Below are 23422 nucleotides of genomic sequence, written 5' to 3'. Positions count from 1 at the left end.
GAGACCCATTGTTTATGGTGTCTTGATCGCTGCATGGATTGCTTCGGCGGCCTCGGAAAGCTTATTTTCCTCGTCGTTCGGCTGGCTGTTGGTCTGCACGGTGATCAGAATGCCATCCTTCTCGTACCACACATAAAGAGTGCGATAGCCCAAGGTCATGCCCTGATAGAACCACGCCGGGCCGCCTGGAATCATGCCCTGCACGAGGCCGAGGGCAAAGCCCTGAGGATGCTCCTCGCTGATCTCCGTAATCGGTTCACCTGTCTTGGTCGAAACCATCGACATCCATTCGGCTTGTTGCATCGGCGGAACCACACGGCCCTCGAACACGGCGCGCATCCAGCGGGTAACATCGCGCGCGTTGGAGATAGCGCCGCCCGCGGCCTGAGCCCAAGAGGTGCTGTCTTCACGCACGTCGCGGCCAATCATCGGCTTGTTCCAACTTTCCTTGCAGTCGGCCGGCTGGTATTCGGCGCATGCGGTGTTTTCGAAATAGCCGTGCGCCAACCGGGTGATCACTTCCGGTGGGTAGGTCCCCGGAGAGTAGAAGGTGGAGTGGAGGCCGTGCGGCTGGATAACGAGTTCACGAACAAGCTCCTGATAGGGTCTGCCCGTCACCTTGGCTGCGATCAGGCCGGCGAGAATGTAGTTGGTGTTGGAGTAGTGGTAGCCTTCAGTCACCGGCAGTTTATTGCTGCCGTTGGGATATGCCGCGTCGATTAGTTCTTCCGCGGTTAAGTCGCGTTTCGGCTGCTCTACCCAGCTACGCGAGATGAATTCGGTCTCAGAATAATTCGGGATGCCACTGGTCATATCGAGAAGGCGGCGGATGCTAACGCTGCCCCAGGCGGGATATTGCGGCAACCACCTTCCAACCGTGTCATCGATTGAGAGGAGTCCTTGGGCTTCCAATTTCAGGATCACTGCGGCAGCGAAGGACTTCGAAGTGCTACCCATGGCAAAGAGGGTATTCTGGTCTACCGGCGGGTCGTCATCGGCTCTTCCGGTCTTGCCTGCAAAGGCTTCGATGTTCGGACCTGATGCGCCAAGGCTGACATAGGCGGCGATGCCGGTGACACCCTCGACCGGTGAGCGTTCCGCGAGCCAGGCGTCTAGCGCTTTCTGCACGCGCTGAGTTTGCGTGGGCGTTTCGCTGGCAAACGCAGTGCCCGTGACAAAAAGGGCGATTGCTACCGCAAGTCCTCGACATCTAGCCAGTTCCATGATCACGCCGCCCCTCCGGAAAGTAGCCATTCCTTGAAATGAACATGACAGATCGCGAATAAAATACTGGCCGAACTAGCAAAACGCTATGGGCCGGGATGCTCGTGACAATAGAAACTACAACTGAGGGGCGGACAATTGGGCGAAACTCTTGACCTCCGTAGACCGAGCAATGACAAATTAGATGTGGCAACGACTGCCATGGGTGCCGCCGTTGAGCGCTGACCACATTTGGCATGGGGCCGGCCGCTGTGCCGGACGGGCTTCCTCGCCGTGAAAGGACTCGAACCGCCGACACCGTCGTTTGGCCGATAAGTTCGCGCCGAATTTCCATGGACGGGCAACTACTTGCCCTCGGGAATAGCTGATTTGGGGCCGGAAGCTGTCGGTCCGGTTCCGAAGAGCAAGGCTGATAAAGCAGACATCCACAGTGCGTTCGAAACATGAAGTACAGGTTCGAATCTTCTACGGCGGGCCGAGAGCGACGAAACGGAGAACTACGTCCACTTCATAGTCCTCTAAATCCCTCCTTCAAAGACAGAGGAAGTGTGGTCCGGGTTTGAAAGCTCAACGTCGAAGGACAAATGCCAGTCATAGAGGGCTATGTCGGAATATTGCGCCATTGGCCTGCCGCGTGCCGAGTTCGCCCACCTTTCTTTCTACGGAACAGCTTTACGCCTCAATGACGAAATGGAGAGGCTTCGTTCGTGGCGACTTCCTGAATGAAATCCAGAAACGCCCGAACCTTCGCCGGCGGCAAATGGCGCGAGGGATGATAAGCGTAGAGTGGATAAAGCTCCTCCGACCATTCCGTGAGGATCGGTACGAGTTCCCCACGCTCCACGAACGGGGCCAGGCCGATCGCGAGGCTCTGGAATATGCCCTGGCCCGCCACACAGGCGGATATCGCCACCGACGGATCGTCCAGGACCAGTCGGCTTGAAACCTTGACCTCGACGATTTCTCCGTCGCGATGAAACTCCCAGGGAAAGGGCAGGCCTGTCTGCGGGTCGCGGAACTGAAGAGCCTCGTGATGGACGAGGTCGTGAGGCGATTGGGGTGTACCGTGCCGATCCAGATAGGCCGGCGCCGCAACTGTCAGGATCGGCGTCTCAAGAAGCTTGCGCGCGATGAGGGATGACTCATCGGGCGGACCGAAGCGCACCGCCACATCAATGCCTGCCATCATCTCCTCCCGGTAGTTGCTGGTGGAGAAATCTACCGACAGCAGGGGGTAGCGGACGAGAAACTGCTGGAGACTCGACGCAAGCACCATCCGGGCAAACCATGGGTCCACCGATACGCGCAGCCGGCCACGCACGATGGCTGCAGCACCTGCAGCCTCGGCGGCCGCTTCGTCGAGGCCGGCCAGAAGCGGCATCACCTGCGCGTGGAACCGTCGTCCCTCCTCGGTGAGGCTCACTTCCCGGGGATTGCGATCGAAGAGCCGCACGCCAACTCGGGCCTCCAGACGCGCGACGGCCCGGCTGACGCCCGAAGGCGTCAGGCCGAGCATCTCCGCAGCGCGGGCGAAATTTCCGGCCTCCGTCACGGCGGCCAGAACGCCAACGCCGGTCAGCAATCGCGTGTCGAAAGCCGCCATTCCATCTTCCTTTACCGGCACCACAACATCGGTGAGTACGCGTCATCATAGCACTGACATTAATGCGCGTGAATCACATCATGGCACGACGTAGAACATCGGCATCGCAACACCATCAGGGGCGAACCGCAAAACTTATCGGTCCTCCCCGAGCCGGAAAGGAGTGAGCCATGAATCAGATAACACGCAGAACCATGCTTCAGCATGGAAGCACGCTGGGGGCCTTTCTGGCTCTCGATGCGATCAGCCCCGCCTTGGCCGAGACGGCACCTGCTGCCTCGTTGCGTAATTCCGCAGCGATCGATGCTGCCTTGCGCGGCGGCGTCTCCCGGCACGATGTCGCCGGTGTCGTCGCGATGGCGGCCACGGCGAATGGCATCGTCTAGGAGGGGACCTTCGGCAAGGCGAACGTGACGACAGGCGCGCCGATGACCGTCGACACCGTGTTCTGGCTGCTGTCGATGACCAAGGCTTTCACTGCCACCGCCTGCATGCAGTTGATCGAGCAGGGCCGTATCGGTCTCGACGACGACGCGGCGAAATACCTGCCGGAGCTCGCGTCGCCGCAGATCCTCGAAGGTTTTGCCGCGGACGGAACGCCACGCCTGCGCCCGGCCAAGCGCGCCATCAAGGTGCGCCATCTGCTGACGCACACGTCCGGCTACACCTATTCGATCTGGAGCGAGGCGCTCACCCATTACGAGCAGGTGACGGGCATGCCCGACATCGCGACCTGCAAGAACGCCGCCTTTACCGCACCGCTCGAATGCGAGCCGGGCGAACGCTGGGAATACGGCATCAGCATGGATTGGGTGGGCAAGCTGGTGGAGGCGGTGTCCGACCAGTCGCTCGAGGTCTATTTTCGCGAGAACATCTTCGCGCCGCTCGGCATGAAAGATTCGGGCTTCCTCATCGGCTCGCAGCAGAAGCGGCGCGTCGCCAGCTTCCACAGCCGGCGTGCGGATGGCGGGCTGGAGCCGGCGCCGTTCGGAATGCCACAGAGGCCGGAGTTCTTCATGGGTGGCGGCGGCGCCTTCTCGACCCCCCGCGACTACATGGCCTTCCTGCGGGCTCTGCTGAACGGCGGCGCACTTAATGGCGTGCGCATCCTGCGGCCGGAAACGGTCGCCATGATGATGCAGAACCAGATCGGCGAGCTGAACGTCCACGAGATGCGCTCCGCGCAGCCGTCGTTCTCACGCAGCTTCGACCAGTTCCCCGGCCAGCCGCACAAATGGGGCCTGTCCTTCGACATCAACACGCAAGCAGGACCGAACGGACGCTCCGCCGGCAGCGTCTCCTGGGCTGGCCTGCTCAACTGCTACTTCTGGCTCGACCCGGTGAAGCACGTCGCCGGCGCGCTCTTCACCCAGATCCTGCCCTTCTACGACGAGCGGGTCGTCGCCCTCTACGGCGCGTTCGAGCGAGAGCTCTACGCCAGCCTCGCCTGACAGGCGCACTCAACATCGATCCTTTTGGAGAAACCATCATGTACGCAATCACCGGAATCACTGGCAAAGTCGGCGGCGCGCTCGCCCGCAACCTTCTCGCCGACAAACTCCCCGTTCGCGCCATCCTGCGCGATGCCGCAAAGGCGGCGGAATGGAGAGCACTCGGCTGCGATGTCGCCTTCGCCGAGATGGACGATGCGGATAGTCTCGCGTCAGCCTTCGAAGGTGCCGAGGGTGTCTTCATCCTGCCGCCATCGGAGTTCGACCCGGAGCCGGGCTTTCCCGAAGCAAGGCGCGTGATCGATGCCGTGAGCGCGGCACTGGTCGAGGCGCGTCCTGCCAAGGTCGTGTGCCTGTCGACGATCGGCTCCGATGCGCCGCACGAGAACCTGCTTACCCAGCGCACGCTGCTGGAGCAGGCGCTTGGTGGCATCGGCCAGCCGGTCACCTTCCTGCGGCCCGGCTGGTTCATGGAGAATGCCCAGTGGGACGTCCCCTCGGCGCGCGACGAAGGCGTGCTGCACAGCTTCCTTCAACCGGCTGACAAGCCATTTCCAATGGTCGCGACACAGGATGTCGGCCGCACCGCCGCCGAGCTGCTGTGCGAGGACTGGAGCGGAACCCGGATCGTCGAGCTGGAGGGCCCGGCCCGCGTCTCGCCGAACGACCTCGCCCGGGCCTTCGCCGAGGCGCTGGATCGTCCCGTCCGGGTCGAGATCGTGCCGCGCGAGAACTGGGAACAAATTTTCCGCGACCAGGGCGCGCGCAATCCGCTGCCTCGCATCCGCATGCTCGACGGCTTCAACGAGGGCTGGATCGCATTTCGCGATGAAGGCAGGTCGGCCGTGAAGAGCACGACGACGCTGCAGAGCGTCATCGCCGAGCTTGTCAACGCCAGCCAGGCCAGGACGGCCGCCTAACACGGATCAAGCGATGCTTTCAGGCACCGGCGGCACGCCGCCGGCGCGGCACTCGCGAAAGGACATCATCATGGACAGCATCATCACACAGGGCGTCACCATCCCGCGCCTTGGCTTCGGCACCTTCCGCATGCCCGGCGCCGATGCCCAGCCTGTGGTCGAGAGCGCGATGGCACTCGGCTATCGGCATATCGACACCGCCGCTATGTATGAGAACGAGGCTGCGGTCGGCGCGGCCGTGGCGGCCTCCGGCGTCGACCGGAACAAATTGTTCATCACAACAAAGGCTTGGCACGACCAGCTCGGCCCGGATGCGCTTTACCGCGCCCTCGATACCAGCTTGCGCAAGCTGCGGCTCGATCATGTCGATCTCTACATGATCCACTGGCCATCGCGGGACATGGACATGGCGGCGACGCTGGAGGCGCTTGTCGCGCTGAAGGAGCGCGGCCTGACGCGTGCCATCGGCGTTTGCAACTTCAATCTGCCGATGATCCGCCGCGCGGTCGAGGATATTGGCGTCCCAATCGCAAGCGTCCAGCTCGAATATCATCCCTTCCTGTCGCAGGCGCCGATGCTGGCCTATCTGCGCGGCAGGGGTATTCCATTGACCGCCTATGCGCCACTCGCCCAGGGACGGGCTGCGAACGAGCCGGTGCTTGCCGGCCTCGGCCGCAAGCATGGCACCAGTGCCGCGCAGATGGCCATCGCCTGGCTACTGGATCAGGAGGGCGTCATCGTGATCCCGAAGGCAGCGCGTCGCGAAAGCCAGAAAGCCAATCTCGACGCCCTCACGATCCGTCTCGACGATGACGACCGCGCGGCCATCGCCGCCCTGCCGAAGGACCAGCGTTACGTCCGCCCGCCCTTCGCGCCGGATTGGGACGCCAGCGCCTGACGCCTCATCCCGAATGTTCAGATCAACCCCGACCAGGAGATTGTCATGTCCATGCCCCGCTATCTCGTCACCGGCGCCAACAGCCAGCGCGGCCAACTGGCGATCGCCGAACTTGCCCGCCGCGAGCACCCGGAGGCTGTCTTCGCGATGGTCCGCGATCCAGCCGCCACGTCCTTTCCCGCGGGCGTCGACGTCCGCCAGGGCGATTACGATAGCCCCGAAACGCTCGACCTCCCCTTCGCAGGTATCGACCGCCTACTGCTGATTTCTTCCAGCGCGGTCGGTGGACGTGTCGCCCAGCACCGCAACGTCATCGAGGCGGCAAAGCGTGCCGGTGTTTCGCGGATCGCCTATACCAGCGTTCTGCACGCCGACACCTCGTCGCTCGAACTGGCCGAGGAGCATCGCCAGACCGAAGCGTTGATCGCCGCAAGCGGCATTCCCCACACATTGCTGCGCAACGGCTGGTACACGGGTCTTCCTCAATTTTTGTGGTTAACAAATCGTTAGTGGGCATGGCGCTATGGGCGGGCATGCGAACGAGATCCAAATGGTCGCCCGGTCCGGGCATTAAAGTGCAGAGCGTCGTATCCAACGACGACGGTGATTGGGTTGTGTCTGCTTGTGGGCCATCCTCTGGCACATGCCCAGATTGCCAAAACCAAAGCAGAAGTCGGCATGGCTGGTCGTACCGCAATCTTCAGGACCTGCCGGTCCAAGGCAAGGAAGTGACGGTAAGGCTTCAGTTGAGCCGTTGGCGTTGCACATATCGGCAGTGCAGACGACAAACATTCACAGACCATGTCCCGGCGATTGCCTCTCCTTACGGCCGCAGAACAACGAGGGTCGCCGAAATAATAGGCCTGCTGGGGCACAGCACCGGCGGACGGCCCGGAGAGCGATTGATGAGACGGCTTGGGATGCCGATCAGCGACGACACCATCCTTCGGCACTTGAAGCGCAATGCTTCACGGGTCGACGACGAACCCGCGGCACGGATCATCGGGATCGACGACTGGAGTTGGAGGAAATCTTGGCGCTACGGTACGATCATCGTTGATCTTGAACGCCGAAAGGTCATGGACATTCTCGAAGACCGGAGCGTGGCAAGCGTTGCACGATGGTTGAAGCGGCACCCTTCCATTGAGGTCGTCAGCCGAGATCGATGCGGACTTTACGCGCAGGCCGCTCGTGAAGGTGCGCCCCAGGCGTCTCAGGTGGCGGACCGCTTTCATCTCATCCAAAATCTTCGTCTTGCTATCGAGGAACAGATGAGCCTCTCCGGTCGAGCTACAGGCAGGGCGCTACTACCAAACGAGGATATCGAAACCGATCATGACGATCGGGCTTTGCAAGAGCAGGCGCTTGAAACGCCTTGGCGCAATCAACTTCGCCGGGCGCATCGGCAGTCCCGGAAGGATGTGTTCGAGACTGTGCACGCCTTGAGCAAAGAAGGCCTGACCTGCTCCGACATTGCACGTCGCACAGGATATGGCCGACGCAGCATCACGAAATGGCTGACGTTCGAAACCCCACCCGATCGACGCAGGGGCGCGATACAGCCGACATCACCTCTGTACTTCGAAGCGTTCCTCACACAGTGTTGGATGGATGGCAACCGCCGTGGTCGGCATTTGTTTCATGACATAAAGCGCCGAGGATACACCGGCAGCTTTTCTAATCTTGAACGCCTCCTGGCAACATGGCGCCGCGCCGAGAGGCCGGAAGCGGATGAGAATAAGGTTGATGCTGCGCCGGCTCGGATTGGGCTCTCTGACAAAGCACCTGACGATGTGCCTGTCCGCGATCCGCAAACCGGTCATTTGATCTCACCCATTGTCGCGGCTACTCTTTGCATGAAGCCGCGCGGCGCGCTAAACATCAATCAGGCGCGGAAAGTCGATGCCCTCAAACAGGGATCACGGACGTTTACTGTTCTGCGCAGCTTCGCCATGCGATTTCGCGGCATATTTCGTGGCCGAACCTCAGCGAAACTGGACCAGTGGATCGACGATGCCATTCATTCTGGTCTCGCCTTCCTAGCCCGTTTTGCCCGTGTACTTCGCCGTGATATCGACGCCGTCTGTAACGCCATCGACCTCCACTGGAGCAACGGTCAGGCGGAAGGACAGATCAACCGACTGAAGACGATCAAGCGCGCAATGTATGGCCGGGCGGGACCAGAGCTGCTCAGGGCGCGGATGATGCCAATCAAATTGACCGATCTCCACGCAAATTGAGGAAGACCCAATTAAGTGCCATGAGCTGCCGAAACGGGCGCATTCTTACAGTTAAATGCCAAACGACAATGCCAGTACCGTAGCGGCAGCCATGGCCAGTTCTGCATCTCTGCCCTCATTTTTCTGCTTATAGCCTCTTGCACGACACAAGGAAGTCCGGCTGCTCGTCCGCGGTTTTCGCCTGATACAGAGGGGTAGTCAGACAGTCCCCCGCAGTTGTCGCTTGCTCTCCGTCAAGGATCTGGCGCCGGCAGACTGTCTCCTGGGCACTGGGTAGCAGCGATGATTGGTCTGCGGCCACGACTCCCTCTCGCCTCAGAAGCTCGCATTTGCGATCGATGCCCCAGGTGTAGCGGAAGGCGGATCCGTCGCTCTTTGTTACACGATGGCAGGGAATGGCTACGGCCAGTGGATTAGTCGCGCACGCGCTAGCCACCGCCTTCCCTCCTTTCCTGCTCCCGATCCTGCGAGCCAGCTCCTCGTAGCTTACCGTGCTGCCCGGCGGGACTTCCCGTAGTGCGAGCCAGACCCTGCGCTGAAAGGCGGTCCCTCGCAGATCGAGCGGGAGGTCGAGTCCGACCTGCGGCGCCTCCACCATGCCGACGACCCGAGCGACGACCCGCTCGTAGTCGGCGTCACCTCCGACGAGTGTGGCTTTCGAAAACCGCTCCTGCAGGTCGCCGAGAAGGGCGGCCGGGTCGTCGCCGAGCAGGATCGCGACGACGCCCTTGTCGCTCGACGCGACGAGGATCGAGCCCAGCGAGGTCTGGCCGACGGCGAACCTGATCCTCTCACGGCGGCCCCCCGCCCTGTAGTCGGTCGGGACCATCCCGAGGGCTTTGTTAGAAACGGCATAGAAGCGTCCACTCGAACCGTATCCCGCATCGTAGAACGTCGACGTGATCGTCTTGCCTGGCTTCAGGCCGTCGCGCAGAAGGGCAGCACGCTTTTCCTGTTTGTAAGCGCGAGGAGTCATTCCGGTGCATTTGCGGAATATCCGATGGAAGTGCCCCTCGCTGATCCCCAGGGCATGCGCGAGAGCCGCGACCGTAGGCGAGCTGTTTCCAGCGTCGATCAACCTGCAGGCCTCCGCGACCAAGGCCGTGTTTCTCTTCTCGAACTCCTCGCCGTTCGGGCGGCATCTCCGGCAAGGGCGGAAGCCGGCCGCCTCCGCCTCCGCCACGCAGACGAACCGTCGCATGTTCTCCGGCCGAGGCGGACGCGAGATGCAGTTGGTCCGGCAGTAGACGCCCGTCGTGACGACGCCGCGGAATACCGGTCCCGTCGCTGCATTTCCGATGTCCGCCGATTCCGCCATCAGGCTGCATTCCTCTGCATCGAGCCAAACGGGTTGTCGATGAGGTAACGCCACAGGCCGTCCGAACCGCGGCGGGCGATGTCCGTCGCAGTGGCCACCATGTTGATCTCGGTCCCATCCTTCGCGGTACCGATGTACGACCAGTCGAGGATGAGAGAGGCGACGTCGCCGGCGACGAACAGATGGCGCTGGGTGATCGACATCTGAAGGCCGAGGCTGAAGTACTTGGCAAGCTCCTTGCCAATTGCGTCTTTGCCCACGTGAGCGACGCCCGCGGCGTCTACAATCAATCCTTCGGGATCGTAGAAGCCGAGCATGGTCTCGACATCGAGCGAGTTCAGATGAGCGAGAAGAGCTGGGACGATTCCTTCTGGCGTCGAGGAGAGTGCGAGCGTGGTGGTCATTCGATGTCCTTCGTTGTTGTTCTGCTCCTGCGAGCGCCCTGACTATGGCTGGGTAACAAGGCGGCGAAACTCCGTTTTCTGATCTGATATTCGGAATCTCAAGCGCGCCACGTGATCGGGGATTGATACTCAACCAAATCATAGACATTTTATATCCACGATTAGGAGATGCAAGATGAAACTGAGCGAAGGCGTTGAGCAGGCCATCCACTGCACGGCATTTCTGGCAGGCCTGTCGGAAGACGGCGTGCTGTCGGCGGCAGCCCTTGCGGAATTGCACGGCGTTTCGACCAGCTATCTTCTGAAGCACCTGCAGGCGCTGTCCGGCGCCGGGATCGTCGCGACGACGCCGGGACCGAAGGGTGGCTATCGGCTGGCGAAAGCGCCGAAGGACATCAGCCTCCTCGACATCGTCCTCGCAGTCGAAGGACCGGCACCCGCCTTCCGGTGCGCCGAAATCCGCCAGCGAGGGCCGAACCCTCTTCCGCAGCGCTATTTCACAAAACCCTGCCAGATCAACGCCGCGATGCTGAAAGCCGAGAAAGCGTATCGCGCAGAACTCGCCAAGGTGTCCGTCGCGGACCTTCTGGCGGATCTCGGCGCAGATGACGACGGCGGGATCGCCGCCCGCGGATGCGCCTTCCTGGAACTCCACGAACGCAAGACGGGCAATCGCGCCTCGTCATAGGAGAAAGCAGAAATGAGTACGTTAAAGAAGGTCGCCGTCATCGGCGGCACGGGCCTGATAGGCTCGAAGGCAGTGAAACTGCTGCGGGACGCCGGCCACCAAGCCGTCGCCGCAAGCTCCCGCAACGGCATCAACGCCTACACGGGCGAAGGACTGGCCGAAGCCCTTGCGGGCGCAGACGCCGTCATCGACGTTTCCAACATGATGTCGTTCGACAAGACTGTGATAACCGACTTCTTTGGAACGTCGAGCAGCAACCTGACGAGCGCAGAAAAGGCCGCGGGCGTACGCCACCACGTCGTCCTTTCTATTGTCAACGCCGATCAGCTCGCGGCCAATCCCTACATGGCCGGCAAGCTGGCGCAGGAGGAGACCGTCGCGGCGTCGGGCCAAGAGTACACCATCGTCCGCGCGACGCAGTTCTATGAGTTCATCGAGACCCTGGCCGGCGCTTATGCGGCGGACGACGCGGTGAAAGTGCCGGATATCGACTTCCAGCCGATCGCGGCCGACGACGTCGCCGCTGCTCTGGTGGAAGCCGCGCTCGGCGAGCCGAAGAACGGAACCGTCGACCTTGCCGGACCTGAACGGGGACCGTTCGAATCTTTCATCGGGACTTATCTCGATGCCAGGGGCGACGCTCGTCCGGTCAAAGCCGACGAGGCCGTCGACTACTTCGGCGCTCCCGTTGTCGCCGGCTCACTGGTTCCCGGCGGAGACTACATCAAGGGCGCGATCACGATCGCCGAGTGGCTCAGAACATAGGAGGGAAAGAATCATGAAGACCATCTTCTATGCCGCTACGGCACTTGCGGTCTCTCTGGCCACAGCTTCCGCTCATGACGTCGTCAAGCCTGGACTTGTGTACGACACGAAGGACGCAAAGGTGACGCTGGTTTACGAGCATCCCCTCCCGGACGTTCCAGGCAAGAGCGTTAAGGGCGTGCTCGTCGAGTACGGCCCCGGCGGCTACAGTTCCGCTCATACGCATGCAAAATCCGCCTTGATCTATGCGACGGTTCTCGAAGGCGCGATCCTGAGCGCCGTGAACGGTGGCGAGACGAAGACCTTCATCGCCGGTCAGAACTTTACCGAGCTGCCGGGCGACCACCACGACGTCAGCGCCAACGCCAGCAAGACCGAGCCGGCGAAGCTCCTCGCCGTCTTCGTCGTCGACACCGATGACGACGCCTTGACGACGCCGCGCAAGCCGTAGCGCTAGCTACCAGACCTACCCCTCAACTACTGCACAAGCAACGACGGTTTACCCGGCGAACGGAGAACCGTGTCCACGAGAAAGGAAAACGATATGACCCGCATGAACTGGTCCGAAGTCGCCCCCGAGGGTGCCAAGGCGCTATTCGGCGTCCATCACTACGTCACCAAGAAGACGAACCTGCCTGAAGAGCTGATTCATCTCGTCTTCCTGCGCGTGTCGCAGATAAACGGCTGCGCCCATTGCATCGACATGCATAGTCGCGATCTGCGCAAGACGATGTCCGTCGATAAGATCACGCTTGTTCCGGTCTGGGACGAAGTGCCCCAGCTGTTCAACGATCAGGAACGGGCCGCTCTCGCCTGGGCCGAGGAGGTGACCAACGTCAGCCAGACCCACGCCTCGGACGAGGCTTATGCCGCGGCCACGTCAGCCTTCGAACCGAAGGATCTCGTCGATCTGACGATCACGATCGCCGCGATGAACGCCTTCAACCGCTTGGGCGCACCATTCCGGCTTCCGGTGGCGGCCAAGGCCTGATCAGCGTCCGGTCATCGCTCGACGAGCACCCTGCCGGTCCGGACAGGTCCACAGGGTGTTCCGCTCACAGAGGCAATCCCAGCAACCGCGTCGCGATCTCCCAGAGGCGGACCGCGTTGTCCTCAGCAACGGCGTATCTCGCCACGCCTTTGAAGGGCCCAGGTCCCCGCTCGTCAACGACCGAGGCCTCCTGGCAATCGTCGAAATATCTACCGGAAATGCCTTCGACGAGCGGCGAACCCGCCAGCAGCACCGACGTGGCTGCCCCCTGCTCTACTGTCTTGCGCAAATGCTCGGGGGTTCGCAGGCCTCCGGTGTGCTTCTGAAGCCCCGTGGCAATCGCTCCGGGATTGAGCGCGTTGGACGTTATCCCGTCGCTGGCCCAGTACTTGGTGATCCCAACGGACAGCAGGATGCAGGCTGTCTTCGATTGCCCATAAGCAAGCAGCGGATCGTATGGAATGAAGCGGAAGTCCGGATCGTCCCAGAACACGGGCGCGAACAGGTTGCCAGTCGAGGCGACGGAAACGACACGGGCACCATTTGCCTTGGCTAGATGCCGTCGCAGCGCTAGCGTGAGTGCGAAATGCCCCAGATAGTTCGTCGCGAACTGCATCTCCCGTCCTTCCGCAGTCCGCTGGATTTCCGGAATGGCCATGACGCCCGCATTGTTGACGAGAACGTGCAAAGGCTCGTTCCAGTTCTCCGAGAATTCCTGCACGGAAGACAGATCCGCGAGGTCGAGGCGCCGAACGCGCAGTTGAGCCCCGGGCATACTCTTTTTCAGCTCAGCGACTGCCTTCTCGGCCTCGTCCGGACGCCGAGCTGCAATGGTCACGGCCGCGCCTGCGGCGGCAAGAGCTCGGCTCGTCTCCAGCCCGATGCCAGCTGCTCCTCCGGTTACGATGACGTTCAGGCCGGCAAGCTCGACGCCTTCCAGGACGTTGGCGGCCGTAGATGAAAATCCGAAAGGTTTAGGTAAAGTCATGGTCGTACTCCTTCAGTAATCGACTTGTCCCGAAGGTAAGCACGTGGCATTCGTGAACTAGATGACTGAGACTACACGCAATGATGAGTTAATTCGTACAGTCGGCTTGCTCCCTCCTGGCGAGCTAGCGGCCTTCCTTGCCGTGGCCGAGCACGGCGGTTTTCGCGCTGCGTCCCGAGTTCTGGGCCAGACGGCGTCGGCGTTGAGCCACGCAGTCGCCGGACTGGAGAGACGTCTCAAAGTGAAGCTCTTCCACCGTTCGACGAGGAACGTCTCGCTGACAGAGCCTGGGCGGAGACTTGCGGAGCGGCTCATGCCGGCGCTCAGCGAAATCGGATTGGCGGTCGAGGAACTGCACGAACAGGCCGCTTCGCCGTCCGGGCTTGTACGGATCAACTGCGATGCCAACGCCGCCGAGCAGGTGCTGATGCCGCTGTTGACGCGCTTCATGAAGCTCCATCCTGCGGTGCGCTTTGAGATCAAATCCGAGGGCCGACTGGTCGACATCGCCGAGGGAGGCTTCGACTGCGGAGTCCGCGCAGCGGAACTCGTTCCCGGCGAGATGGTCGCAATCCCGATCGGCCCGGACCAGCAGCATATCGTCGTGGCGTCGCCTGCCTATCTCGACGGAGGGCCAACGGTAGGGAGTCCATCGGATCTCGGCATGCACCAGTGCATCCAGCTTCGCATGGCGAGCGGGACGATCTATCGGTGGGAGTTTCAGCGTCGCGGCGAACACGTGGTCGTGGCGACGACCGGCAACCTTGTGGTCGACCAGTCCCGACTTCTTCTGGCCGCGGCTCTGGACGACTGCGGGCTTGCCTACGTCACGGCGTGGATGGCGGCAGATGCTCTTGCCGAGGGAAGACTCCGGCAGGTGCTGGCGGAGTGGACGCCATCCTATCCTGGCCTCTGCCTGTACTACCCGAGACATCGCCACCTCGGTACGGGTATGCGTGCGTTTCTTGACTTTCTGAGAAAGCAGCCGTCGAATTCGAACTCTTGATGAGAATCGAACCGTCACACGAAAAGGCTCCACTTCAACCCCACCGCGGCGGTGTGCCGATATGGGCCTTGAGCGCTTCCGTAAACGCCCTGACCTTTGCAGACGGCACCTGGAGGGCACGCAGGAGATAGATGCCTGACGATCGCTCGTTCCATCGCTCGCCGCGGAGCTTCAGCCGGATGAGATCACCTGCCTGCGTGGAGGGCCCCGAAACCCAGCTTGGCAAAAAGGCCACTCCCATTCCGGAGATCGCGGCGCTATTGAGCGCTTCAAAATCATCGGACCGGAAGGCCACCTGTTTGCAGGCTTCGCCGGCGGGGCAGCCGAGAATGTCAGACCATCCGAGCAGATCATTGCCATGGAGCTTGTCAAGAAGGCGATGATGGCGGAGCGCAGTCTCGTCCTCCGGCTCGCCATGCAGTTCGACATAGCCAGGGCTTGCAACGAGGATGCGGTCAAGCGGAGCGAGCTTCGTGGCAATCAGGGAGCTGTCCGCAAGCTCCCCCATCCTCACCACAAGGTCGAGCCGTTCGGCCACGGGATCAGCCAGCCGCTCGGTAAGATCCAGCTCGACATGCAGGCCCGGATGGTCCTGCGCTAGCGATGCCAGTACAGGAATGACATAGCGTTTTCCGAACGTCGGGAAACAGGCGATCCGCAGCGTGCCGCTGACCGCACTGTCGAAGGCGGCAACCTCGGCATGGGTATCGGCCAGGTCATCGAGCAGGCGCTGGGCGCGTTCAAAGAGATGACGGCCCGCGTCCGTCAATGACAACGCCCGTGTCGAGCGAACAAGAAGAGTAACGCCCAGATCCTGCTCGAGCGCATCGATCTGTCGAACGACAGCCGAAGGCGTGACAGCCCTACGTCGAGAGGCCGCCGAGAAGCTCCCAGTGCGGACAACGTCGACGTAAACAGCAAGATGTTCAGCGAACCGTGGGTCTCTCATCTTTGCCTACAGCGCAAAACCGTTTCGACCATTCAGTTCGTTATCATCTGCGGGCATCCGGAGCATCTTCCTTCTCATCAACGGGCGGTCGCCCAACAAACAGAAGGAACACTCCAATGGTCAAGGTCCTAGACACAATTCTCTCCCAGTCCGCCTATTCCGCAGAGATCGACGTCCCGTTCGAAAAGATCGACATTGCCGACTGGCTCTTCACCCTGCCGGAAGCCGAATACCTGCGCTGCTGCCCGCCTGATCACATTGCAGCCGGCGTCACATGGACCGACGACAGTCGTCGCATGTCGATCAATGTTGAGCAGATCGGCTCGGGCCTCGTCGTGCAGCATTATGTGGCCGAGGTCGCCGAGCCTGCCTACTGCCGCATGAACTCGATCTCCGATGTGTTCACAGCCAATGGCCGGACTCAGGTCAATGTCGTTTGGGAACTGATTGCTGAGAAGATCGACGATGGCAGGACCCGCTATACCAACAAGGTTACCGCCCACCCGACGGATGTGTTCATGGCTTTCCTCAGCGAGCACAGCATCAAGTTCGAAGATGCTGCAGCAGCCCGTCAGGCCGCAGGCGGCGACCACAACCGTCGTGAAACCCCTCTCTTTGCTGCAAGCATCGCCCGCCGGGCCCTTTCCAAGTAAGGAGATATCCAAATGAAGGCGATTATCTTCGATGACTTCGGAGGCGCGGATGTTCTGCGCCTCGCCGATGCACCCATGCCCGAATTGCGCCCAGACGATCTTCTGATCAAAGTCATGGCGGCTGGCGTCAACCGCGCCGACCTTCTTCAACGCGAAGGCGTCTATGGCTCGCAAAGCTACGGGGACAGCGCTATTCTCGGGCTGGAGGTCGCTGGCGAAGTCGTGGCCATTGGAGACACCGTTAGCGGTTTTGCTGTCGGAGACCGTGTCATGGGCATTGTTGGTGGGGGCGCATATGCCCAGTATGCGCGCGTCGATAGTGGAATGGCAGTTGTCATTCCGGCCGCCTTGTCCTTCATGGAGGCTGCCGCAGTCATGGAAAGCTTCGTCACAGGCTGGGAGGCTCTTGCCCATCTCGGACACGTCGCAAAAGGTGACACCGTCCTCGTTCATGCTGCAGCAGGCGGCATCGGATCGGCCGCCGTCCAGCTTGCAAGGACTGCCGGAGCCACTGTTCTGGCCACTGCTTCGGCAAGCAATATCGACAACGTGCTGTCACTTGGCGCCGATGCTGTTTTTGATTACAAGCGGGTGGATTTTGAGGCGGAAGTTGTTGATGCGACGGCGTCTCGCGGGGTCGATCTCATTATCGACTTTGTCGGCGGGTCCTACCTCGCTCGCAACATTCGTAGTCTTGCTCCCGGTGGTCGGCTTGTCCAAGTGGGCCTGTTGGGGCGGGATGACAACGCCATCATTCCGCTCGGGACTGTTCTTCACAATCACTTGCAATTGCTTGGCACGGTCATGAAATCCAGATCGCGCTCAGAGAAGAGAGCAATGATCCGCCGGTTCAGGGACGATGTGCTGCCAATGATGGGCAAAGAACTTCAGCCCGTTGTAGGGGCACTGTATCCGCTCTCAGCGACATCGGATGCCCATCGCCGGATGGAAGCCGGTGGAGTGTTCGGCAAGATCGTTCTTGGCGATTTTCATGGGTGATGCCGGATACGTGAGCTCTTGGACTGAGTGGAACTCGCGAACTGTACCGCGATAAGCCAAAAGATTGACCGGCGGTGAGTTTTGCCCAGCAGACTTTTGCAGGATGAAAGATGCCGGCGTGGTGGACAGGGCCGCTGTGAACGGCCCTACCCCTGGAGCGCTGAATTTATAGCGTCCAGCCTCCGTCGATTGTCAGGCTCGATCCAGTCATGAAGGACGTGTCGGCACCCGTGAGATAGGACACCATTCCCGTAATTTCCCTGGGGTCGGCAACGCGCTTCAAGGGGCTGCGGTCAGACAACATCTCAATGGCGCCGGCGTTCATGTCAGTGTCCGTTGGATCAGGTTGGATGTTGTTGACGGTGATGCGCCGCGGAGCCAGATCAAGGGCCAAAGCGCTAGTGTGCCGATATGCGCTCAGCCTCAACGATTACCTACTGACAAGCCGGTCAACTGCTCCGAAAGCAGCCAGAGCCGTCCAGCAGCCTGTGGATCCATGGCCCATGGCGCCACGCCTTTGGTGCCATCCGTCTCCGCCTGCGGCAGGGCTACCTCGCAATCTTCGCAATACACACCGCCGATACCGTCGAGTTCGGGCCGCGTTGCTGCCCAGACGCTTGTTGCTGCCCCTTGTTCCGGCGTCTTGAGATCGCGCGATGGATCCACCCGGCGATTGCCATTCTCGTCATAGACATCGAAAGAATTGATCTCGTCTTCGCTCAGATGGCGGGCGAGATCAGTCAGGATGACGCCGGGGTGCAGCGAAAATGCCCGCACGCCAAGCGCGGCTCCGCGGCGATCAAGTTCCAGCGCGAACAGAGCGTTTGCCGTCTTCGCCTGGCCATAGGCCTGCCACTTGTCATAGGGGCGCGTCTTGAAATCGATATCGTCGAAATCGACCTGGCCGATTTGATGCCCGCGCGACGACACCGAAATCACCCGCGCGCCGTCCGCCTTGACAAGAGCCGGCCACAGACCTGCAACCAGTCGGAAATGGCCGAGATGATTGGTGGCAAACTGGCTCTCGTGCCCAGCCTGATCCCTGGCAAGCGGCGTCGCCATGATGCCGGCGCTGTTGACCAGGATTGAGATCGGCATGCCCGCCACAACGATCCTGCCAGCAAAGGCGGCAACCGATGCGGGATCCGCAAGATCCATCGCTTCGATAACAACATTGTCGATACCGGCAAGTGTGCGTTCGGCCTTTTCGCGATTGCGGGCTGGTACGATGACACGAGCGCCGGCACCTGCGAGTGCCCGCGTCGTCTCGACGCCGAGACCGGAATAGCCGCCGGTGACAATCGCCGTCTTACCGGAAAGATCGACACCTACGGTGACCTCGCGTGCCGTGCTGGATGCGTTGAAACGAGATCTAATGGGTTTCTGTTCGGACATGTCGTTACTCCTTCATTTATGGCTCTGGTGCCCGCTCCCTATATCGGATAGACTTTCGGAGCCCCCAGCCTGTAGGATCCAGATTTCTGTCGTGATCGTCCAAAACATCCAGGATCCCCTGTCCGACGTGCTCAGCGCCATCGATGCGCGGGCGCTATTCTCTGTGCGATTTGCCGCCGGAGGCTCGTGGTCTGTTGCTTTTCCACCACCGGGCTACCTCAAATTCAACGCGATCCGCGAAGGTGGTGCCTGGCTGGTCTCGGAGGGAGAGGCACCGTTGCGCATTGAATCGGGCGATTGTCTTGTGGTCAGCGGCAAGGCGTTTACGCTTTGCAGCGATCCCAATGTGAAGGCGGTTGCGGCGGCAGAGGTGTTCGCCGGGGGCAATCTCGATGTCTCTGTGGGCGATGGCCGGGATTTCGTGCTGCTCGGCGGCAGCGTCAACCTCGACACCGTCGACGGATCACTCCTCACCGACGCCCTGCCGCCGGTCGTAGTTGTCGACCGCGAGGAGGCCGGACCGATTGGCTGGCTGCTCGAACATTTGGACCTGGAGTGGAACAGCGCAGCACCGGGCGCTCGCATCGCCTGCAACGACCTGCTGCGGCTGGTGTTTATCCATGTCCTGCGTGCCTACATGGCGCGCCAGACATCGCAGCATCCCGGCTGGATCGCCGGCCTTGCGGATGCCCGCCTGGCGCCGGCACTGCGGGCAATACACGCCGATCCGTCGCACCGCTGGACGGTTGAGGCACTCGCGTCTCTTGCTGGCCAGTCCCGCTCCGGATTTGCCGAGAAATTTCGCACCACCGTCGGAGCATCGCCGATAGACTATCTCGTGGGCTGGCGGATGCGGCTTGCGGCGGCCCGGCTGCGGCGTGGCAACGAGCCACTGCCACGGATTGCACAGTCGCTCGGCTACGCTTCTGACAGCGCTTTTGCTGCCAGCTTCCGCCGCGCGCTTGGCCAATCACCCGCGCGTTACCGTAGTCTGTATCGCGACGCAATGCACAGTGGGACGGTCAACATTTCAGCAAGTCATCATTGTTTGCGACCGCTTTCAAATTGAACCCACTCCGCATCGTGCGCCTTGAAGGGATACGAACTATCGGCCGGTCATTTCGGTAGCCGATTGATATGATATACAAATACTTAGCGTAAAGTCGTCCGAACCGGCGGATTTGCTCGCCATGGAGATCCTTGCCGTACCGATCGTTGACCGGTATTGCGTTGAGGGACGCTCAGCAACCAACGAGGACAAGATGGCAACTGGCACTGTAAAATTCTTCGCTCAAGACAAAGGCTTTGGCTTCATTACTCCTGACAATGGCGGCCCAGACGTATTCGTTCACATCTCAGCGGTCGGTTTCGGCGGCTCTCTTCAGGATGGTCAGAAGGTCAGCTACGACATGGGACAGGACCGCAAGACCGGCAAGTCGAAGGCCGAGAACGTCAGCGTTCTTTGAAGTAGTGTCGCCACGGCTCGCCTTCCGGCAAGGTGCATCGCCGGAAGGCGGGCAATAGACATTGTGGTTCAAAACGAAAAGCCCGGAATTCCCGTTTCCGTGATTGCATACCGGTCCGGTGTTGCGCCAAATTGGCTAGCAAAAGAAATTTCGCGAGCAAATCGATGGCGGAACTAACGACTACCGACATGGCGTTGATTGACAAGATCTTCGGAATGTACGGCGGATATGTCCTGGACTTCAGCAACGACCGTTTCGCGGCATTTTTCAACCGCGATCTCAAGATCGACATCTATCACGACCGCTATGCGATATACGGCACCTCCAAAGGGAAGCATTTCCGTGCGTTCCTTGAGATCTCGCCGAACGCAGACGTAGTTCGCACGCTCACTGCGTTGTGGGAATATCGCGAAACCGGAATGCTTGATCGTGGGGAAGAAGAAACGGTACCCAACGCACGACAGCGCCTTAGCAGTATGCTGCAGAAGCTAGGCGGAAAGCCACTTCCGTCCGATCCCAACGCCGCACCTGCGCCGCCACCGCCGGCACCCGAACCGAAAGGACCGAGTGAGGGCGTCCTTCTTGCGCTGGAGCAGGAGTTCCTTGCTCTAACCGCGATGGACGAAGCCCCCCAACAGCGAGGATACACGTTCGAACGCTTCTTGAAGCGCTGGTTCGACGTATGGGGCCTAGATGCACACGCGTCGTTTCGTACCGCAGGCGAACAGATCGACGGTTCATTTCAGCACGAAGGAAGCACTTACCTTGTCGAAGCCAAGTGGCATTCGCGGCCGGCTGACGCCGCAATGCTTCACAGTTTCCAGGGAAAATTGCTAGAACGCCCGGATTGGACCCGAGGGCTCTACGTTTCGTACGGCAGCTTTTCCGGCGAGAGCTTTGACGCTTTCACCGCCCGCCGCTTGATCATGATGGATGGCGCCGACATCTACCACGCCCTGAACCGCCGGCTCGATCTTGGAGAGGTCGTGCGGAAAAAAGTCCGCCATCACTCGGAGCGGCGCCAGCCCTTCGCCCGCGTGACGGACCTGTTCCCTGCTTAACGTTGACGGATGAAATTGCTTGCCACTGGGTTTGAACTCCGAGGGCATCCCTATTGCAACCTTCGCGATGAAAGCCCAGGTCGATCCCAGGCGAACGGTGATACTGCCCTACCACCGTTTCGACGCGGTCGGATACGTCACCGTTGGGTCCCCGTTTCTCAAATAGAACCTTCCGCTCTGAGAAGCTCAAACAGCCTTTGTATTAAAGGGGTCATCACCTAACTTATTCCCCTCCGATCTCGCGGATCACTTCAAATGGCTCAAAACTCATTCAGTAAAGCATACTCAGTCAGATGATCTGGCACGCCCAGCGACTCCATCCGCTGGCGCAGCCCCTCAAGATCGCCGTAGTAACTGACTTTCCAGCGGACCCGATTGACGTCGATGCTCGCGATCACCTCGTCAAAGTAGGGGTGATCGACCTCCGACACCGAATGCCCCATCACAACAATCCTATCGACATCCGACAGCCCGGTGAAGAAGACCGCGTTCCTCTCGATGACTTTGGCCGTGGGCTTAAACGTGTCCCTGAAGTAGTCGTCGACAATCCCCTGCCCTTCGACGACACGCATATCCGCATCCTCTGGATCCTGCTCGAAACGATAGGGATCCGGATTTGGATCGGGCTCCCATCCATGGCCCAGCACCAACGTCTCCGTTGGGTTGGCGGCCGCTCCATGGATATGCAAAACGTTACTGTCGGGTACGCCGTACAGGCGTTGTAGCGACGGCGTGTAATTGAAATTCAAGAAGACCGCTGAGGGATCCACCGGAACGCGCTGGCCGCTAAACTCAGCAGCGAATGGGACAGGAAGCTGGCGTATCCATTCGGCGAAGCGCATCCGCAGTGTCGTCGAGATTGCCTCGACCGCCTGCTGAATCTCGTACTGATAATCGTGGTGATATGCGTCGCTCCAATCGTCGGCACCATATCCGACCAGAAAGTTGGAGGCGTCCTCAATCAGTGAATCGCTGTCGAAGGACGCCAACCGATCCTCGAATTCGGCCCAGAACTGCGCATCCATCGCGAAGTATTTCTCGACGACCTCGTAGGTCTTGGCATCCGACCGCCGGAGATACTCTCCGAACGCCTTATAGGATGACGGAATTCCGTGGTGGAGATCGAAGCCGTTTCCGATGATGTAAAGAGTTTTCTCCATCCCAGCCCTTCAATGTTTTCCCGTTGGCCAACGCCTTCGCTCATCTGCGCTGCTCTTCAATCGCTTACCTCCATATCCGGCTCCGCGATCAACTCCTCCGCCAATTCCGAAAGCCAAGGCGAAACATCATCGATCGGAACCGCGTTGGCGTGAGCCGTGTAATATTCGCCGACCGTCCGGAAGCGCTCCCCGAACCGCTCCGTAAACATCGTCTGCAGCTTGGCGTTTCTGCTCAAGACGCTCGACATGGCGCGACCACCTCGCAAGAACCTGATCGCATGCGCCGTGGTGCTTACGCTTCACCGTCGGATGCTCCGCAAGCAGCAGGTAGTCCTTGAAGACCGCATTCTGGCGGATCGTCTCGGGCCCGCCTCCCACTGGATGAACTTGAATTCGGCAACGCGGACATTCGCCTCCAGATCGAAATCGCGGCCCGTATTTCCCGCCCCGAGAGACACAGATTCGACGCGCCTCCGGCTCGAGAATATGTGGCAAGCACATGAGAATGCCGAGCGCGTGGATTGTGACGTTGATCTGTCCGGCAAGCCGCTTCATACCGGCCGCGGCCGCAAGCACCTCACGTCCTGCCCCAGCATTTGCGAGGAAGCCCGTGCAATCAACGGCCGAAACGCCTCGCACCGCGCCTTCGATGCGCGATAATGTCTCCGTCAAGTCCGGGCCAGTAGAGCGGCCGAGCAGTTTCACGATTTCAACAGGATCTGCAGTCAACCTGCTGCCCCCAGCTCAGCGCGCATCCACTCCGTCAACTCTTCGTCCAACGCGGCGTCGACATAGACGTCGCAACGCGGCGCGATCCCCGCCTTCACGTCGATCACCAGATGAAGCCCAACCAAATACCCGTAAGCTCCTGCCTGTTCGGTCATCCCTTTGAGCTTCCAGATGTCCCCATCGAAGTCCTTGTTGACCGATTTCTTGAACAATCAGGTCGGGGACGATAGCGTCCTTCCCAATCAACTCATTATCGCTCAGGCCATAGCGAAGGCGTTTGATCACATCCTCGCGGCGATTCCATTCCAGATCGATCGACCAGCCAGCATACTCCCCATGCAGGAGATCCCTAATTCGAGCGACAAGCGCGCGCTCTGCAGGATCGGCATAGGCAAGATCCTTATCCTGCAGAAGTGCACGCACCGCCGCCGCGAATACCGCGAGTATTTCTTGCAATCACCCCTCATGACATTCATGTACCATGAAATACCTCAATGAAAATCGGGACCTCGAC

General features: G+C 60.5%; 27 protein-coding genes and 1 pseudogene. 17 read left to right on the top strand and 11 right to left on the bottom strand.

Going from position 1 to position 23422, the window contains the following annotated elements; genetic code table 11:
• Positions 1–12 precede the first annotated feature (12 nt).
• Positions 13–1224: a serine hydrolase domain-containing protein gene (locus JNB88_RS07285; protein ID WP_223217120.1), complete on the bottom strand. Its 1212-nt coding sequence runs from the start codon at positions 1222–1224 to the stop codon at positions 13–15.
• Positions 1225–1903: 679 nt separating this feature from the next.
• Positions 1904–2827, bottom strand: a complete 924-nt coding sequence (locus JNB88_RS07280; protein ID WP_220354861.1) for a LysR family transcriptional regulator — start codon at positions 2825–2827, stop codon at positions 1904–1906.
• Positions 2828–2997: 170 nt separating this feature from the next.
• Between JNB88_RS07280 and JNB88_RS34350 the strand changes: the two genes are divergently transcribed.
• The 6 genes and pseudogenes from JNB88_RS34350 to JNB88_RS07255 all read left to right on the top strand — a co-directional run bounded on the left by JNB88_RS34350 (position 2998) and on the right by JNB88_RS07255 (position 8336).
• The gene (locus tag JNB88_RS34350; RefSeq protein ID WP_338110967.1) at positions 2998–3213 is read left to right on the top strand and encodes a hypothetical protein; all 216 of its coding nucleotides are present in this window, start codon (positions 2998–3000) and stop codon (positions 3211–3213) included.
• Positions 3214–3234: 21 nt separating this feature from the next.
• A pseudogene (locus JNB88_RS07275) lies at positions 3235–4278 on the top strand (serine hydrolase domain-containing protein); the annotation flags it as partial.
• 38 nt (positions 4279–4316) lie between these two features.
• Positions 4317–5198 (top strand): NmrA family NAD(P)-binding protein, encoded by an 882-nt coding sequence (locus tag JNB88_RS07270; protein WP_220354860.1) that lies wholly within the window; start codon positions 4317–4319, stop codon positions 5196–5198.
• 70 nt (positions 5199–5268) lie between these two features.
• Complete coding sequence (locus JNB88_RS07265) at positions 5269–6096, top strand: aldo/keto reductase (protein ID WP_220355080.1); 828 nt, start codon at positions 5269–5271, stop codon at positions 6094–6096.
• Between the two features lie 45 nt (positions 6097–6141).
• Entirely contained in the window at positions 6142–6606 is a 465-nt protein-coding gene (locus JNB88_RS07260) for an NAD(P)H-binding protein (protein ID WP_220354859.1), read from the top strand.
• Between the two features lie 23 nt (positions 6607–6629).
• Positions 6630–8336, top strand: a complete 1707-nt coding sequence (locus tag JNB88_RS07255) for an ISL3 family transposase (protein WP_222857957.1) — start codon at positions 6630–6632, stop codon at positions 8334–8336.
• 127 nt (positions 8337–8463) lie between these two features.
• Here JNB88_RS07255 and ada read toward each other — a convergent pair whose 3' ends face one another.
• Both ada and JNB88_RS07245 read right to left on the bottom strand, forming a co-directional pair.
• On the bottom strand, positions 8464–9654 hold the full coding sequence (gene ada / locus JNB88_RS07250; RefSeq protein WP_220354857.1) for a bifunctional DNA-binding transcriptional regulator/O6-methylguanine-DNA methyltransferase Ada: 1191 nt from the start codon (positions 9652–9654) through the stop codon (positions 8464–8466).
• Positions 9654–10058, bottom strand: coding sequence for a YybH family protein (locus tag JNB88_RS07245; protein WP_220354856.1), 405 nt, complete (start codon positions 10056–10058; stop codon positions 9654–9656). The genes ada and JNB88_RS07245 overlap by 1 nt, the downstream gene beginning before the upstream one ends.
• 175 nt (positions 10059–10233) lie before the next feature.
• On the opposite strand from JNB88_RS07245, the gene JNB88_RS07240 reads away from it, so the two are divergent.
• The 4 genes from JNB88_RS07240 to JNB88_RS07225 all read left to right on the top strand — a co-directional run bounded on the left by JNB88_RS07240 (position 10234) and on the right by JNB88_RS07225 (position 12502).
• On the top strand, positions 10234–10746 hold the full coding sequence (locus JNB88_RS07240) for an RrF2 family transcriptional regulator (RefSeq protein ID WP_220354855.1): 513 nt from the start codon (positions 10234–10236) through the stop codon (positions 10744–10746).
• Positions 10747–10758: 12 nt separating this feature from the next.
• Positions 10759–11511: an SDR family oxidoreductase gene (locus JNB88_RS07235; protein ID WP_220354854.1), complete on the top strand. Its 753-nt coding sequence runs from the start codon at positions 10759–10761 to the stop codon at positions 11509–11511.
• 13 nt (positions 11512–11524) lie between these two features.
• Positions 11525–11962, top strand: coding sequence for a cupin domain-containing protein (locus JNB88_RS07230; protein ID WP_220354853.1), 438 nt, complete (start codon positions 11525–11527; stop codon positions 11960–11962).
• A gap of 93 nt (positions 11963–12055) precedes the next feature.
• The gene (locus JNB88_RS07225) at positions 12056–12502 is read left to right on the top strand and encodes a carboxymuconolactone decarboxylase family protein (protein ID WP_220354852.1); all 447 of its coding nucleotides are present in this window, start codon (positions 12056–12058) and stop codon (positions 12500–12502) included.
• Positions 12503–12566: 64 nt separating this feature from the next.
• Here the strand turns inward: JNB88_RS07225 and JNB88_RS07220 are convergent, their stop codons facing one another.
• The gene (locus JNB88_RS07220; RefSeq protein WP_220354851.1) at positions 12567–13490 is read right to left on the bottom strand and encodes an SDR family NAD(P)-dependent oxidoreductase; all 924 of its coding nucleotides are present in this window, start codon (positions 13488–13490) and stop codon (positions 12567–12569) included.
• A 61-nt stretch (positions 13491–13551) separates the two neighbouring features.
• Between JNB88_RS07220 and JNB88_RS07215 the strand changes: the two genes are divergently transcribed.
• Positions 13552–14496, top strand: a complete 945-nt coding sequence (locus JNB88_RS07215) for a LysR family transcriptional regulator (protein WP_220354850.1) — start codon at positions 13552–13554, stop codon at positions 14494–14496.
• Between the two features lie 34 nt (positions 14497–14530).
• On the opposite strand, the gene JNB88_RS07210 is transcribed toward JNB88_RS07215, so the two are convergent.
• Positions 14531–15445, bottom strand: a complete 915-nt coding sequence (locus JNB88_RS07210; RefSeq protein WP_220354849.1) for a LysR family transcriptional regulator — start codon at positions 15443–15445, stop codon at positions 14531–14533.
• A 116-nt stretch (positions 15446–15561) separates the two neighbouring features.
• Here JNB88_RS07210 and JNB88_RS07205 point away from each other — a divergent pair, with 116 nt between their 5' ends.
• Complete coding sequence (locus JNB88_RS07205) at positions 15562–16098, top strand: hypothetical protein (protein WP_220354848.1); 537 nt, start codon at positions 15562–15564, stop codon at positions 16096–16098.
• 12 nt (positions 16099–16110) lie between these two features.
• Positions 16111–17097, top strand: a complete 987-nt coding sequence (locus tag JNB88_RS07200; RefSeq protein WP_220354847.1) for an NAD(P)H-quinone oxidoreductase — start codon at positions 16111–16113, stop codon at positions 17095–17097.
• Between the two features lie 166 nt (positions 17098–17263).
• On the opposite strand, the gene JNB88_RS07195 is transcribed toward JNB88_RS07200, so the two are convergent.
• Both JNB88_RS07195 and JNB88_RS07190 read right to left on the bottom strand, forming a co-directional pair.
• Positions 17264–17491 carry an SDR family oxidoreductase gene (locus JNB88_RS07195; RefSeq protein WP_223217104.1) on the bottom strand — a complete coding sequence of 76 codons (228 nt, stop codon included), beginning with the start codon at positions 17489–17491 and terminating at the stop codon, positions 17264–17266.
• A 29-nt stretch (positions 17492–17520) separates the two neighbouring features.
• Positions 17521–18492, bottom strand: a complete 972-nt coding sequence (locus JNB88_RS07190; RefSeq protein WP_220354846.1) for an oxidoreductase — start codon at positions 18490–18492, stop codon at positions 17521–17523.
• A 91-nt stretch (positions 18493–18583) separates the two neighbouring features.
• Between JNB88_RS07190 and JNB88_RS07185 the strand changes: the two genes are divergently transcribed.
• From JNB88_RS07185 to JNB88_RS07175, 3 genes are all read left to right on the top strand, one after another.
• Positions 18584–19561: an AraC family transcriptional regulator gene (locus JNB88_RS07185; protein ID WP_338110966.1), complete on the top strand. Its 978-nt coding sequence runs from the start codon at positions 18584–18586 to the stop codon at positions 19559–19561.
• A 193-nt stretch (positions 19562–19754) separates the two neighbouring features.
• Complete coding sequence (locus JNB88_RS07180; protein ID WP_104840661.1) at positions 19755–19958, top strand: cold-shock protein; 204 nt, start codon at positions 19755–19757, stop codon at positions 19956–19958.
• 164 nt (positions 19959–20122) lie between these two features.
• Positions 20123–21019 (top strand): restriction endonuclease, encoded by an 897-nt coding sequence (locus JNB88_RS07175; protein ID WP_220354845.1) that lies wholly within the window; start codon positions 20123–20125, stop codon positions 21017–21019.
• Between the two features lie 260 nt (positions 21020–21279).
• On the opposite strand, the gene JNB88_RS07170 is transcribed toward JNB88_RS07175, so the two are convergent.
• From JNB88_RS07170 to JNB88_RS33460, 3 genes are all read right to left on the bottom strand, one after another.
• Positions 21280–22179 carry a bacteriophage abortive infection AbiH family protein gene (locus tag JNB88_RS07170; RefSeq protein ID WP_220354844.1) on the bottom strand — a complete coding sequence of 300 codons (900 nt, stop codon included), beginning with the start codon at positions 22177–22179 and terminating at the stop codon, positions 21280–21282.
• Between the two features lie 56 nt (positions 22180–22235).
• On the bottom strand, positions 22236–22427 hold the full coding sequence (locus JNB88_RS33465; protein WP_223217103.1) for a hypothetical protein: 192 nt from the start codon (positions 22425–22427) through the stop codon (positions 22236–22238).
• A gap of 477 nt (positions 22428–22904) precedes the next feature.
• The gene (locus JNB88_RS33460; RefSeq protein ID WP_223217102.1) at positions 22905–23063 is read right to left on the bottom strand and encodes a hypothetical protein; all 159 of its coding nucleotides are present in this window, start codon (positions 23061–23063) and stop codon (positions 22905–22907) included.
• Positions 23064–23100: 37 nt separating this feature from the next.
• Here JNB88_RS33460 and JNB88_RS33455 point away from each other — a divergent pair, with 37 nt between their 5' ends.
• Complete coding sequence (locus JNB88_RS33455) at positions 23101–23406, top strand: hypothetical protein (RefSeq protein ID WP_223217101.1); 306 nt, start codon at positions 23101–23103, stop codon at positions 23404–23406.
• Positions 23407–23422: the final 16 nt, after the last annotated feature.

Origin of the sequence: Rhizobium cauense, from assembly GCF_019511525.1 — a bacterium.
GTDB lineage: Bacteria > Pseudomonadota > Alphaproteobacteria > Rhizobiales > Rhizobiaceae > Rhizobium > Rhizobium cauense.
The sequence above is the reverse complement of the archived record's forward strand: the minus strand, read 5'-3'. Positions and strand labels throughout refer to the sequence as shown.

Coding starts and splice junctions, on each gene's coding strand:
- JNB88_RS07285 (WP_223217120.1), bottom strand. CDS start 1,224: ATGGAACTGGCTAGATGTCGAGGACTTGCGGTAGCAATCGCCCTTTTT.
- JNB88_RS07280 (WP_220354861.1), bottom strand. CDS start 2,827: ATGGCGGCTTTCGACACGCGATTGCTGACCGGCGTTGGCGTTCTGGCC.
- JNB88_RS07180 (WP_104840661.1), top strand. CDS start 19,755: ATGGCAACTGGCACTGTAAAATTCTTCGCTCAAGACAAAGGCTTTGGC.
- JNB88_RS07245 (WP_220354856.1), bottom strand. CDS start 10,058: ATGACCACCACGCTCGCACTCTCCTCGACGCCAGAAGGAATCGTCCCA.
- JNB88_RS07265 (WP_220355080.1), top strand. CDS start 5,269: ATGGACAGCATCATCACACAGGGCGTCACCATCCCGCGCCTTGGCTTC.
- JNB88_RS07170 (WP_220354844.1), bottom strand. CDS start 22,179: ATGGAGAAAACTCTTTACATCATCGGAAACGGCTTCGATCTCCACCAC.
- JNB88_RS07200 (WP_220354847.1), top strand. CDS start 16,111: ATGAAGGCGATTATCTTCGATGACTTCGGAGGCGCGGATGTTCTGCGC.
- JNB88_RS07175 (WP_220354845.1), top strand. CDS start 20,123: ATGGCGGAACTAACGACTACCGACATGGCGTTGATTGACAAGATCTTC.
- JNB88_RS07205 (WP_220354848.1), top strand. CDS start 15,562: ATGGTCAAGGTCCTAGACACAATTCTCTCCCAGTCCGCCTATTCCGCA.
- JNB88_RS07260 (WP_220354859.1), top strand. CDS start 6,142: ATGTCCATGCCCCGCTATCTCGTCACCGGCGCCAACAGCCAGCGCGGC.
- JNB88_RS33465 (WP_223217103.1), bottom strand. CDS start 22,427: ATGTCGAGCGTCTTGAGCAGAAACGCCAAGCTGCAGACGATGTTTACG.
- JNB88_RS07220 (WP_220354851.1), bottom strand. CDS start 13,490: ATGACTTTACCTAAACCTTTCGGATTTTCATCTACGGCCGCCAACGTC.
- JNB88_RS07235 (WP_220354854.1), top strand. CDS start 10,759: ATGAGTACGTTAAAGAAGGTCGCCGTCATCGGCGGCACGGGCCTGATA.
- JNB88_RS07225 (WP_220354852.1), top strand. CDS start 12,056: ATGACCCGCATGAACTGGTCCGAAGTCGCCCCCGAGGGTGCCAAGGCG.
- JNB88_RS07215 (WP_220354850.1), top strand. CDS start 13,552: ATGACTGAGACTACACGCAATGATGAGTTAATTCGTACAGTCGGCTTG.
- JNB88_RS07255 (WP_222857957.1), top strand. CDS start 6,630: ATGCGAACGAGATCCAAATGGTCGCCCGGTCCGGGCATTAAAGTGCAG.
- JNB88_RS34350 (WP_338110967.1), top strand. CDS start 2,998: ATGAATCAGATAACACGCAGAACCATGCTTCAGCATGGAAGCACGCTG.
- JNB88_RS07230 (WP_220354853.1), top strand. CDS start 11,525: ATGAAGACCATCTTCTATGCCGCTACGGCACTTGCGGTCTCTCTGGCC.
- JNB88_RS07190 (WP_220354846.1), bottom strand. CDS start 18,492: ATGTCCGAACAGAAACCCATTAGATCTCGTTTCAACGCATCCAGCACG.
- JNB88_RS07270 (WP_220354860.1), top strand. CDS start 4,317: ATGTACGCAATCACCGGAATCACTGGCAAAGTCGGCGGCGCGCTCGCC.
- ada (WP_220354857.1), bottom strand. CDS start 9,654: ATGGCGGAATCGGCGGACATCGGAAATGCAGCGACGGGACCGGTATTC.
- JNB88_RS33460 (WP_223217102.1), bottom strand. CDS start 23,063: ATGACCGAACAGGCAGGAGCTTACGGGTATTTGGTTGGGCTTCATCTG.
- JNB88_RS07240 (WP_220354855.1), top strand. CDS start 10,234: ATGAAACTGAGCGAAGGCGTTGAGCAGGCCATCCACTGCACGGCATTT.
- JNB88_RS07210 (WP_220354849.1), bottom strand. CDS start 15,445: ATGAGAGACCCACGGTTCGCTGAACATCTTGCTGTTTACGTCGACGTT.